This is a genomic window from Dryocola mayonis, from assembly GCF_051307045.1.
Lineage (GTDB): Bacteria > Pseudomonadota > Gammaproteobacteria > Enterobacterales > Enterobacteriaceae > Dryocola.
Map to the genome: position 1 here is coordinate 1164654 of NZ_CP150452.1, position 12248 is coordinate 1176901.

General features: G+C 56.2%; 8 protein-coding genes, 2 pseudogenes and 1 CRISPR repeat array. Of the genes and pseudogenes, 1 reads left to right on the forward strand and 9 read right to left on the reverse strand.

Annotated elements, in window-relative coordinates:
• Window positions 1–125 precede the first annotated feature (125 nt).
• From WLO32_RS05635 to WLO32_RS05650, 4 genes and pseudogenes are all read right to left on the reverse strand, one after another.
• Window positions 126–1475 (reverse strand): annotated as a pseudogene (locus WLO32_RS05635) (PepSY-associated TM helix domain-containing protein); the annotation flags it as partial.
• A gap of 43 nt (window positions 1476–1518) precedes the next feature.
• A complete protein-coding gene (locus WLO32_RS05640; RefSeq protein WP_435947527.1) occupies window positions 1519–1884 on the reverse strand; it encodes a DUF2946 domain-containing protein in 366 nt (121 codons plus the stop codon).
• Between the two features lie 193 nt (window positions 1885–2077).
• Window positions 2078–3133 carry an NAD(P)-dependent alcohol dehydrogenase gene (locus WLO32_RS05645; protein WP_435947528.1) on the reverse strand — a complete coding sequence of 352 codons (1056 nt, stop codon included), beginning with the start codon at window positions 3131–3133 and terminating at the stop codon, window positions 2078–2080.
• Window positions 3130–3549, reverse strand: coding sequence for a (R)-mandelonitrile lyase (locus tag WLO32_RS05650; RefSeq protein WP_121265721.1), 420 nt, complete (start codon window positions 3547–3549; stop codon window positions 3130–3132). Before WLO32_RS05650 ends, WLO32_RS05645 begins: the two co-directional genes overlap by 4 nt.
• A gap of 329 nt (window positions 3550–3878) precedes the next feature.
• On the opposite strand from WLO32_RS05650, the gene WLO32_RS05655 reads away from it, so the two are divergent.
• Window positions 3879–5126, forward strand: a complete 1248-nt coding sequence (locus tag WLO32_RS05655) for a mechanosensitive ion channel family protein (RefSeq protein ID WP_435947529.1) — start codon at window positions 3879–3881, stop codon at window positions 5124–5126.
• A gap of 294 nt (window positions 5127–5420) precedes the next feature.
• Window positions 5421–5689: a CRISPR direct-repeat array (repeat unit 28 nt; unit sequence GTTCACTGCCGTACAGGCAGCTTAGAAA).
• A 166-nt stretch (window positions 5690–5855) separates the two neighbouring features.
• On the opposite strand, the gene fdnI is transcribed toward WLO32_RS05655, so the two are convergent.
• From fdnI to WLO32_RS05680, 5 genes and pseudogenes are all read right to left on the reverse strand, one after another.
• Window positions 5856–6512, reverse strand: a complete 657-nt coding sequence (gene fdnI / locus WLO32_RS05660) for a formate dehydrogenase-N subunit gamma (protein WP_435947530.1) — start codon at window positions 6510–6512, stop codon at window positions 5856–5858.
• Window positions 6505–7390: pseudogene (fdxH, locus tag WLO32_RS05665) on the reverse strand (formate dehydrogenase subunit beta). Before fdxH ends, fdnI begins: the two are co-directional and overlap by 8 nt.
• A 12-nt stretch (window positions 7391–7402) precedes the next feature.
• Window positions 7403–10453, reverse strand: coding sequence for a formate dehydrogenase-N subunit alpha (gene fdnG / locus WLO32_RS05670; RefSeq protein WP_435947531.1), 3051 nt, complete (start codon window positions 10451–10453; stop codon window positions 7403–7405).
• Between the two features lie 176 nt (window positions 10454–10629).
• On the reverse strand, window positions 10630–11748 hold the full coding sequence (locus tag WLO32_RS05675; protein WP_435947532.1) for a YbdK family carboxylate-amine ligase: 1119 nt from the start codon (window positions 11746–11748) through the stop codon (window positions 10630–10632).
• A 103-nt stretch (window positions 11749–11851) separates the two neighbouring features.
• A complete protein-coding gene (locus WLO32_RS05680) occupies window positions 11852–12103 on the reverse strand; it encodes a DUF1158 domain-containing protein (RefSeq protein WP_435947533.1) in 252 nt (83 codons plus the stop codon).
• Window positions 12104–12248 lie beyond the last annotated feature (145 nt).

Here is a 12248-nt window from a genome sequence, read left to right on the forward strand (position 1 = left end):
TATGTTGGTTTTTTTGCGGTAATGCGCAAAGCGGTCACGTTTTTGGTAAGATTGGTAGGACCAATTTTTCCCCTCCCGCGGGAGGGGATGTCAGGTTACAGAGGCTGCGCTCTTAAAACTCTCACTCGCCAGCGGCCAACGTCCGCCAGCATAAACAGCAGCAGGCTCACGCCCATCACCGGCAGGCAAAAGCCGAGCAGGACGGCGGCGAGCAGCGAACCTGCGCGCCAGGCAACCGGCAGGGCGAACCACGCCTCGCTTAGCGTTTGTGCCGGGTTATGCGCGGAGGCGGCGGGCCGACGCAGCCACCACATCCGGTAGCCGAGCACAATCATCGTACACAGGCCAAAACCAAACGCCGCCAGCAGCAGCTGGTTAGGCAGCCCGAACAGCACGCCCATATGCGCGTCGATGCCCCAGCGCGTTAGTCTGGCAACCAGAGGGAAATCGGCGAAGCGCACCCGATCGACAACGTTCAGGCTGAGGGGATCGACAGCTACGGCATCAACTTGCGTTGGCCATGCGCGATCGATTTCGGTTACCGTCCAGGCTTGATCCGCCGCCCGCGCCGGGCGAATTTCAAGCTTGTTCGACGAGATCCCCGCCGCGCGCGCCGCGTGGAGCACGCCATCCCAGGTTTCATTCGCGACGACGGGCATGGCCATGCCGGGCGTCATCCCATGATGTTCAGCGTGGGGAGCCTGATGCAGATGGCCCGTTTGCGGCTTCAGGGCGGTGTTCATCTGCGGCGTCATCCAGCCCAGCTCGCTGCGAAGCTTATCGATATTTCCGCCCGCCCACTGCGACCAGGTAAGCCCCGTGGCGGAGAAGAATATCAGCCCGAGGAGCAAAAATACCCCCAGCGTAATGTGCCAGTGGCGAGCTTTGCTTTGCGAAGTATGCCGAACCTTCAGCTTTCTTTTCGGACGTGACGTCAGCCAGATCGCCACGCCGCCCAGCGCCGCCGCCCATAGCCAGGAAGCGGCCAGCTCGCTGTAAAGCCGGCCCGTATCGCCCAGCAGTAGCCCACGGTGAAAATTATCAATCCAGGTACGTAACGGCAGCACGCCGCTGGTGCCGTAGACCGTCATATCGCCTTTCACCGCAAGCGTGGACGGCGAAACAAAAATCGCGCGGGACTCAGAGGCTGCGAGCGCAGAATCGACAAACTGCACGCGGGTCGTCTCACCCGGAGCGGGCGCCGGGCGCACCGCGTAGATACGGGCATCTTCGCCAATATAGCGTCGTGCTGCGGCTATCTGCTGCGAAAGAGAGTGTTGCGGGCCGGCCGCTTCGGTATACAACGCTTCATGGTAAAGCGCGTTTTCAATTTGAGGCGTCAGTACGTACAGGGTGCCCGTAAGAGCCGCGACGAAAATAAACGGGCCAACGAACAGGCCGATATAAAAATGCAGGCGACGCAAAAGCGTCAGCAGCGCGCCCCGACGGGCGAGCTGAGAGTGTCCGGAAGACATAGTTATCCTGTGGCATAGCCATTACGTTAAAGGTGGAGGTTTTTTAACGAAACGGGGCGACAGGAGGCGCGCGCGGCAGGGCCCCGGCATCTTCATGCTGAGCCAGCAGCGGGGCGATAACCGCAGGAGGCGGGGCGCGGGTAATACGCCACGCCAGCCAGATAAAGGGAATAAACAGCCAGACGATAAGAGGGACATGCAGCAGCAGCTGACAATATCCGCAGGCGATATCATCCATCAACGAGGCGCCCGGATCGGGCATAAGGTGAGAGGCGCCGGGCATCTTCATCGACCCCATCTCCATCATCATGCCGCCGGAGTGCGTCATCTGATGTTCGCCGCCTGCCTCACTCATCGCCACGCGCCTGTGCTCCAGCGATTTAGAAATCACCGGCGCGATAAAAAGCATCAGCATCGCCAGAAGCGCGATCGCTGAAGGCCATTTATGGCGAGAAAAAGAGAAGAGTGATGACAACCGGGCTACCCGCGTACTGATGAGCTGTTGCGCGATTGTACCCTGGTGGAAATGGATTGTTAAAAATTATGCGCGACGGCTTATTCCTCTTCTCACGCAAGGAATAAGCGCGCGCATTCAGCCGCCGTCAGGCCTTAAGCGTTGCCATATCAATGACGAAGCGGTACTTCACGTCGCTCTTCAACAGGCGCTCGTAGGCTTGGTTAATCTGCTGTATGTCGATCATTTCGATATCGGAGACGATGCCGTGCTCGGCGCAGAAATCCAGCATCTCCTGGGTTTCCCTGATGCCGCCAATCGCCGAGCCGGAGACGGAACGGCGGCCCATAATCATCGGCAAGGTGCTGGCCGGCGGGTCTATCTCCCCCAGCAGCCCGACGTAAACCAGCGTGCCGTCCAGCGTCAGGGTTGGCATGTAGGGATTGATATCGTGGACGTACGGCACCGTGTCGATAATCAGGTCAAACTGATTCTTCACGCTCTCCATCTGCGCCTCGTCTGTCGATAACACAATGTTGTGCGCGCCCAGGCGGCGGGCGTCCGCTTCTTTGCTGGCCGAGCGGGTGAACAGCGTCACCTCCGCGCCCAGCGCGTTCGCCAGCTTCAGTGCCATATGGCCTAGTCCGCCCAGTCCGATAACCGCAACTTTACTGCCCTTGCCGACGTTCCAGTGGCGCAGGGGCGACCAGGTCGTGATGCCGGCGCAAAGCAGCGGCGCGGCGCCTTTGAGATCCAGCCCGTCCGGCATTTTTAACACGAAGTCTTGCGAGGCGACGATGGCCTGGGAATAGCCGCCGTAGGTTGGCTGATGGTCATGGCGATCGACGCCGTTGTAGGTCTGCACGTTGCCTTCTTCGCAATACTGCTCAAGACCCTCTTTACAGGGATGGCACACGCGGCAGGAATCCACCATACAGCCGATGCCGGCGTAATCGCCCGGTTTGAATTTGGTGACGCTGCTGCCGACAGAGGCGACCCGGCCGATCACTTCGTGTCCCGGCACCAGCGGATAGGTGCTAAATCCCCAGTCGTTACGCGCCTGGTGAAGATCGGAGTGGCATACGCCGCAATACATAACCTCCAGCACCACATCGTCCGGGCGCGGATCGCGGCGGATAAATTCGAACGGGGCCAGTGGGACCTGCGCGCTTTGCGCCGCATAGCCGAGGACTTTCATCGTCATGGTTTCTCCTGCATGACTCGTTCATTATTATATTGATCGTCGCTGACGTGCTCCATCCACTCGACGGGGCTGCCGTTCAGGGATTCCGCAATGGCGATATGGGTCATCGCGTTGTCAGGCGTAGCGCCGTGCCAGTGCTTAACGTCTTCCGGGATCCAGACGATATCGCCCTGGTTTATCTCTTTTATCGGGTGGCCCCATTCCTGTAGCCAGCCGCGTCCGTGAGTAACGATCAGCGTCTGGCCGAGCGGATGGGTATGCCAGGCCGTGCGGGCGCCCGGTTCAAAGGTGATTGCCGCTCCGCCGACACGGGCTGGTGCTGTAGCCTGGAAAGGGGCGTCAATGCGTACCCGGCCGGTAAAGTAATTTTCTGGTCCGGTCTGAGAAGGCTGAGAGCCCGCTGGCGTAATTTTCAGTTTATCTTCCACTTTTTCCTCCCTTTCGGCATACGTTGCCGGGGTTACATAAAGAACGCTCGTCAGAAGTATAGGAAACTGAGCAAGATCGGTTCAGTTTCTCCGCCATTTCTGCTGGCGATGCCCGAACTCTATGCCCGTGAAGGGGGACAAAAAGATGAAGCAGAGCGGCTGCGACGCCGATCTTCAGCTAAAGCGGCGGAAATAAATACGCCCGGCGCACGCAAAAGAAAAAGCTGAAAATTGCCTTTTAAGGAGTAAAAGAAACCGGGAAAGTTGCGGCAAAATCGATGAGACGGCAAGATATAGCCTCGATAAAAGGAGATATCATGCAGGAACTGGCTTCATTCTTAAGTAATTTCGGGATTGTACTTAACCACACAACCTCTTTAATTCTGGTTCTGAGTATTATTTTTATATTTTCGCTGGCGGTGCATTTTATGCTTCACGGCATGGTGTTGCGCGCTTTCGAAAAGCGGGCGAAATCCAGCCCGCATCTGTGGCTGCAAATAATTACTGAAAACAAACTTTTTCAAAGGCTGGCCTTAACGCTGCAGGGGATTATCGTCAATATCCAGGCGGTGCTGTGGCTGCAGAAAGGCAGCGACATCAGTACGGTTTTAATCATCGGCGCGCAGCTGTGGATTATGCTTTACTCGCTGCTGTCGTTATTCTCTTTGCTGGACGTTATTTATAACTTCTCGCAGAAAATCACCTTCGCTTCCCATATTCCGCTAAAAGGCATTTTCCAGGGCGTTAAATTAATCAGCGCAATGGTCATCGGCATCATGATGATTTCCCGCGTCATCGGGCAGTCGCCGGCCATTCTGATTAGCGGCCTGGGCGCCATGGCGGCGGTCCTGATGCTGGTGTTTAAAGACCCGATTCTTGGCCTGGTCGCCGGCATCCAGCTTTCGGCTAACCGCATGTTAAAGCTGGGAGACTGGCTGGAAATGCCAAAGTTCGGCGCCGACGGAGCGGTAACGGATATTGGCCTGACAACGGTGAAAGTGCGCAACTGGGATAACACCATCACCACTATTCCCACCTATGCCCTGGTATCTGACGCGTTTAAAAACTGGAGCGGCATGTCGCAATCCGGCGGGCGCCGAATTAAGCGCAGCATTAATATTGATACCACCAGCATTCATTTTCTCTCGCCGCAAGAACAGCAGCGCCTGATTAACGCCAGGCTGTTAAAGCCCTATATGGACTCCCGCAGTAAAGAGATCGAAGAATATAACCGTACCCACAATAGCGATACCGCATCGGTACTCAACGGCCGCAGCATGACAAACGTCGGTACCTTCAGGGTTTATCTGACGGAATATCTGCAAAACCATCCGCGAATCCGTAAAGATATGACGCTAATGGTGCGACAGCTTGCCCCCGGCGCAGAAGGGCTTCCTCTGGAAATTTACGCTTTTACAAATACCGTCGTGTGGCTGGAATATGAGGCTATCCAGGCGGATATTTTTGAGCATATTTTTGCGGTGATTGATGAGTTTGGCCTGCGGATCCACCAGTCGCCAACAGGAAACGATATCCGCTCCGTGGCGGTACAGCTTAGCCGCTAAGCCCTGTGCATATTCAATAAAAAACCCGTCCGGGTGGCTTATCACCCGGACGGGTTTTTTATTACCGGGCTTTGTTATTGAAGTAAATAACTAACGATTCTGGCCTGGCTTAAAAAGCCCATTATCAGCGCACTGAACAGGTTCCAACGCGGTTAACAGTTCAAACCCTAATTTTATAGGGTCTTGTAACTTGTTGATTATAATATTCTTATTTAAAAGGTTAGAAAAAGGGTATTTGCGGAAGGAAAGGCCGTTTTATGTATTGCCTCAAAGAGTTAAGCGTGTAAAGCTTCTGTTTACTGCCGTACAGGCAGCTTAGAAAGGGGGCCGGCTCCATGTCCTGGGAATACCGTTAGTTCACTGCCGTACAGGCAGCTTAGAAAGCGAGCAGCCCTGGTGAAAGCTGGTGCGTTAAGTTCACTGCCGTACAGGCAGCTTAGAAAACGCCGCTTTCGATGGCGCAGGGTGGGCTTGGGTTCACTGCCGTACAGGCAGCTTAGAAATGGAAAAAGCGTTACTGGATGCCGTGTTCGACGTTCACTGCCGTACAGGCAGCTTAGAAAGTTCGCACTCCTCCCTGTGGTCATTCGTTTGCGTTCACTGCCGTACAGGCAGACGCAGCCCTTCTGATTAAAAAGCAGATGACGCGCTATTTCGGCCCTGCACACAACGGCATCCGCTGTTTTATAGGGCGAAAATTGCGCGCCATCTTTTTTATCAGCCTGAGAACTACATCCCCTCGCTGCTTTCTTTCTTCGCTTCCCGCGCTTCCACTTCACGATACCAGCGCGGATGGTGTTTCTGCGCCCAGCGGCGGCTGACCTTGCCGTCAATCATGCCTTTAATCGAGCCTTTCACCCAGAACGCCATGTACATATGCACCATAATGGCGAGGAGTAAAATAATGGCCGAGGTGGCGTGGATAAGCAGGCCGTAGCGCACTATCTGAATCGGGAAGAAGCCGGCGAAGTACGGGCGCCAGATGATAATGCCGCTCACCAGCAGCACGGAGATCATGCTCATAATGGTCCAGAACATCATCTTCTGACCGGCGTTGTATTTGCCGACCTGCGCCACCTTATGCTCGTTGCCTTTAAGCACCTCAACAATGCCTTTCACCCACGGGATATCGTGTTTGTCCGGAATATTGTGGTGCACAAAACGCACGAACATAAACATCAGCATCAAGAAGATCGCCACGCCGAAGAACGGGTGCAGAATGCGGCCCATCTGCGGCGTACCGAAGGTTCCCGTCAGCCATTGCAGCGTCGGGAAGAACAGCGCGATGCCGGAGAGCGCCACCAGGAAGAAGCAGATAACCATCGTCCAGTGACAGGCGCGGTCGATAAATTTCGTCCTGACAATCATCCTGCTCTTCTTAGTCATGATGTTCCTCCTCGTCTTCATCCGCCTCTTCGTTAGGTCCAATGCCGATATAGTGGAATATCAGCCCGGCGAAAGTGGCGATAAAGCCCGCCGCCGACAGCGGTTTGAGTATCCCTTTCCACAGGCTGACCGACATATCAATCTGCGGCGCTTTCGGCAGGTTGTGATACAGCTCCGGCTGGTCGGCGTGGTGCAGAACGTACATCACGTGGGTGCCGCCAACGCCTTGCGGGTTGTAGAGCCCCGCGTTCTGATAGCCGCGTTTTTTCAGCTTCTCTACGCGCAGCTCTGCCACCTCCAGCATCGCCTGTTTGGTGCCAAAGTGGATGGCGCCGGTAGGGCAGGTTTTCACGCAGGGCCGGCTCCTGACCAACGCTTACGCGGTCCACGCACAGGGTGCATTTATAGACCTTGTTATCCTCTTTATTAAGCCGGGGAACGTTGAACGGACAGCCGGCGATGCAGTAGCCGCAGCCGATGCAGTGCTCTGACTGAAAATCTACGATGCCGTTAGCGTACTGGATAATCGCCCCGGCGGACGGGCACGCCTTCAGGCAGCCCGGATCCTCGCAGTGCATACAGCCGTCTTTACGAATGAGCCACTCCAGCTTGCCGTTGCGGGTGGTTTCGCTAAAGCGCATAACCGTCCAGGATTTGGCGCTCAGGTCGGTGGGGTTGTCGTAGACGCCCACGCAGTGTCCCACCTCATCGCGGATGTCGTTCCACTCCGAGCAGGCGACCTGGCACCCTTTACAGCCGATACAGCTGGACACATCGATGAGCTTGGCCACCTCGTCTTTGTAGTCGCGCGCCCTGGGAGGCGGCGTCAGACCGTTGGTGGCGGAACGTTTGAGAATGTCCTGGGTTTGCAATGACATAATTTCGCTCCCTTAAGCCTTTTCGATGTTAACCAGAAACGCCTTGAATTCCGGCGTCTGGGAGTTGGCATCGCCTACGGCCGGGGTCAGCGTATTGGCCAGATAGCCCTTTTGCGTCCTGCCTTCAAAGCCCCAGTGCAGCGGAATACCGATGGTTTCCACCTGCTGGCCGTTTACGTTTAGCGTCCTGATGCGCGGCGTCACCACCGCTTTAGCGCGAATAAAGCCGCGCTTGTTGCTGACCTTCACGGTATCGCCGGTGGTGATGCCCTTCTCTTTTGCCAGCCCTTCGCTGATCTCCACAAACTGTTCCGGCTGCGCGATGGCGTTAAGCCGTGCGTGCTTGGTCCAGGTGTGGAAATGCTCCGTCAGACGATAGGTAGTACCGACGTAAGGGAAGTCCTTATGCGTACCCCGGCGCTGCGCGTCGGCTTCGAAAATACGCACGACCGGGTTCGACACCACGTTTGGATGCAGCGGGTTGGTGCCCAGCGGCGTCTCAAACGGCTCGTAGTGTTCCGGGAAAGGCCCTTCCGCCAGCTTATTAAGCGCGAACAGGCGTCCCAGGCCTTCCTGCTGCATGATGAACGGCCCAACGTTCGCTTCCGGCGGCGCGTTGTTATAGTCCGGAACGTCGTAGCCGATCCACTTTTGCCCGTTCCACTGGATAAGCGGACGTTTGGGATCCCACGGCTTGCCCTGAGGGTCCGCAGACGCGCGGTTATACAGCACGCGGCGGTTCATCGGCCATGCCCAGCCCCAGCCAAGGGTGGTGCCCAGCCCGGACGGATCCGCGTTGTCGCGGTTCGCCATGCGGTTGCCATCCTCGGTCCAGCTGCCGGCGTAAATCCAGCAGCCGGAGGAGGTGGTGCCGTCGTCGCGCATCTGGGCGAAGGAGTCCAGCAGTTCGCCTTTTCTGCGCAGCAGGTTGCCCTGGTCGTCGTACAAATCCGCTAACGCATAGCCGTTGTTTTCTTTCGCCACTTCTTCCGAAGAAGGATGGAAGAACTGGTCGTAGTGCCAGCTCATATTCATCAGCGGTTCGATGCCTTTGCCGCCTTCTTTACGGTAAAGCTCGCGCAAATGATGGAGCAGGCCGGCCAGTATCTGCCCGTCGGTGCGCGCTTCGCCCGGCGCATCGGCGCCTTTCCAGTGCCACTGCATCCAGCGGCCGGAGTTGACGATGCAGCCGTCTTCTTCGGCAAAGCAGGTGGACGGCAGGCGGAAGACCTCGGTCTGAATGCTGGCGGAGTCCACGTCGTTCATCTCGCCGTGGTTCTGCCAGAAATTGGAGGTTTCCGTAACCAGGGGATCGATAACGACCATGTATTTCAGCTTGCTGAGCGAGGCCACCAGCTTGTTCTTGTCGGGCGTCGAGGCAATAGGGTTAAAGCCCTGGCAGATATAACCATTCACCTTGCCCTGGTGCATCATGTCGAAATAGCGCAATACGTCGTAAGGCCGATCCCACTTCGGCAGCCAGTCGTAGCCCCACTGATTTTCGCGGGTCGCGGCGTCGCCGTAGAGGTGCTTCATCAGGCTGACGAAGAATTTGGGATAGTTGCTCCAGTAGTTAATCTGCCCCGGCACCACCGTTTTTGGCGTATTGGCTTCGAGATAGCTTTGCAGGTCGGTCTGCTTCTCGTTAGGCAACGCCAGATACCCCGGCAGCGTGGTGGCCAGAGGCCCGATATCGGTCATCCCCTGCACGTTGGAGTGGCCGCGCAGCGCGTTAACGCCGCCGCCTGGCATGCCCATATTGCCGAGCAGCAGCTGAATCATCGCCATGGTGCGGATGTTCTGCGCGCCTACGGTGTGGTGAGTCCAGCCCAGCGCATACAGGAAGCTGGTGGTGCGATCCACGGCGCTGGTGGAGGCCAGCACCTCGCAGACTTTCTGGAAATCTTCCCGCGGCGTGCCGCAGATGTTTTCCACCACTTCCGGCGTATAGCGGGAAACGTGCTGTTTGAGCAGGTTCCAGACGCAGCGCGGGTGCGTCAGGGTGTCATCGCGAAGCGGAACGCCCTCGTCGTCAAACTGATAGTTCCAGCTTGTTTTGTCGTACTGGCGCGCCTCGGCGTCGAAGCCGCTAAACAGGCCGTCGTCAAAGCTGAAGTCGTCGCGTACCAGCAGGCTGGCGTTGGTGTAGTGTTTAACGTATTCGGCGTTAATTTTATGGTTGTTAATCAGATACAGAATAACGCCCAGCAGGAACGTAATATCGGTCCCCGAACGGATCGGCGCATAGATATCTGCAATTGAAGCGGTACGGGTAAAACGCGGATCGACAACGACGATTTTTGCATCGTTGTTCTTTTGCGCTTCCAGCGCCCAGCGGAAACCAACGGGATGAGCTTCTGCCGCATTACCGCCCATCACCACGATAACGTTGGCGTTTTTCATGTCGATCCAGTGGTTCGTCATGGCACCGCGACCAAATGTTGGAGCAAGACTTGCTACCGTTGGTCCGTGTCAGACGCGCGCCTGGTTATCTACGCCGAGAATGCCCAGCGCCCGAACAAATTTGTTGGTCAGGGCGCCGTTTTCGTTGCTGGCGGCCGAGGCGCAGAGCATCCCGGTAGTCAGCCAGCGGTTCACCGTCACGTTATGTTCGTTTTTTTCAACGAAGTTAGCGTCGCGGTCGTCTTTCATCAGGCGGGCGATGCGTTGCAGGGCGTCATCCCAGCTGATGCGTTGCCACTTGTCAGAGCCGGGGGCGCGATATTCAGGCCAGGTCAGGCGGCTTTCGCTGTGGATATAATCAAGGGAACCTGCGCCTTTCGGACAAAGGGCGCCGCGGCTTACCGGATGATCCGGATCGCCTTCAACGTGGAAAATACTGGATTTGACATTGCCGGAGCCGTCTCCGGCCATGCTGTACATTAATAAACCGCAACCCACGGCACAGTAGGTACAGGTATTACGAGTCTCTTTGGCACGCAGTAATTTATAATTGCGTGTTTCCGCAAGCGCCATTTTGGGCGCGAAACCAAGAGCCGCTACCGTTGTTCCTGCCATTCCGCCGGCGCAGATTTTAAAAAACTTTCTGCGACTGACGTCCATCGTAACCTCACTGTCATGATGTATTTACGGCGGCGAAAATAGCAACTCATGCCTGAGGAATATTGAGTGAAATCAAATCGCTAAGGATTGTGCGGGCAATCACCTCTTAATGAGTAGGTAAAATAAATGTTTAATAACTACTTATAATGCGTGTTTTTTCCGGATTGAGGTAGGCGTTACTCCCCGGCCCAAATCTCGCAGTGTTTGCGCACCAGCTCCGTCAGCAAACCTCCGCCGGCGATGAATTCACGTATCCCGAGGGTATCGCTGACGTTGTCGCGAACGTCTTGATAAATCGCTTCCAGCGAGTTTTCTGCCTTAAGCTGCGCTGCGTAAGGAGCGAGCGTATCGAGCAGCGGCAAAAGGTCCTCGGCGATAGTGCGCTGTTCGCCGGTTCGTACATCCGTCAGCATGCCTTCCAGTCCGAACCGGCAGGCCTGAAAACGGTTGAAACGGTAGAGCAAATAGTCTTCGGAACGCGGAACGAAAGGGCGCTCGCTAAGAAGCCAGAGTGAGAGGGCCTGGATAAACCCGGCGATGTTGACCGCGCGCGTAATGGTCAGCGGCGTGTCCATCACCCGTACTTCCACGGTGCCGAATTTTGGGCTGGGGCGAATGTCCCAGTGCAGGTCTTTTACCGACTCGATAATGCCGCTGGTCTCAAGGCGCTGATACATCCAGCTGAATTCCTGCCAGTTGCTGACAAAGGGCGCGTGGCCGTTGTCCGGGAAAGCTGAAAATATATTCAGGCGCGAAGAGGCGTAGGCGGTGTCGGAGCCCTGGATATAGGGCGAGGAGGCGGAAAGCGCGATAAAGTGCGGCACGAAACGCGACAGGCCGTGCAGCAAATAGATAGCGTCTTCCTCGCTTTCGCAGCCCACGTGGACGTGCTGGCCGAATACCGTGGCCTGCTTCATCAGATAGCCGAACAGCTCAAGGGTGCGGTTATAGCGTTCGTTCTGGCACACTTCCTGGCGCTGCCATTTTTGCCAGGGATGCGTGCCGCCGCCGCAAATCGCCAGATGATGGTTGCCGGCGGCCTGCAGCACCCGGTGACGCAAATCCGTGAGCTGCGTTCTGGCGGCCTCCACGTCTTTACACACGTCGGTGGCGATTTCCAGCATGCTTTCGGTAATGTCGTGCTTCACGTCGCCCGCGCTGATGCGGCCTTTAAGTTCCTTAATCAGCAGCGAGGAGTCCTGGCTCAAATCATAGGTGGGCGGATTAACAATCTGCATTTCCAGCTCGATGCCGAGCGTATAAGGGTCAGAGTGCTCAAAAGCGGTCAAAGGCATAGCGCTATCCCATTGTGTCAGTTGATTTCCTGACATAAGTATAGACAGCGATGGCAGATTTTAACGCAGCGTTGGCCGTCAGTATTTATCTGAAAACAGTCGGTTACCCTCGTTCGAGCGAAAACCACCGGCGCCAGACGAAGCGAATCACAAAGTACTCAATCGTGCCCAGCAGCAGGAACCATATGCAGAAGATAATCGTGTAGAGCTGGTTCAAATCGAGCAGATGGAACATCGCCATCAGCTTATGGGCAAGCTGCAAAGTAAGCTGCGGAGCAGGGAGCAGCAGGCAGGACAGAAACGCCAGCAGTAAAATGCTGCCCGCGCTCATCAGGGCTTCAAGAGGATGTTTCATAGCGAGATAACCCGGTTTTATCGTTAAGGTAAAGTTAAACGCGGGCATTGTCGGTGAAATCAGACGGTAGCGCAAACCTGCGCGCTGGCGGTGTAGAGGTGTTTTTGGCTAAGCGGTGAACGGGCCTGCTTTCTTTGCGTCCGCA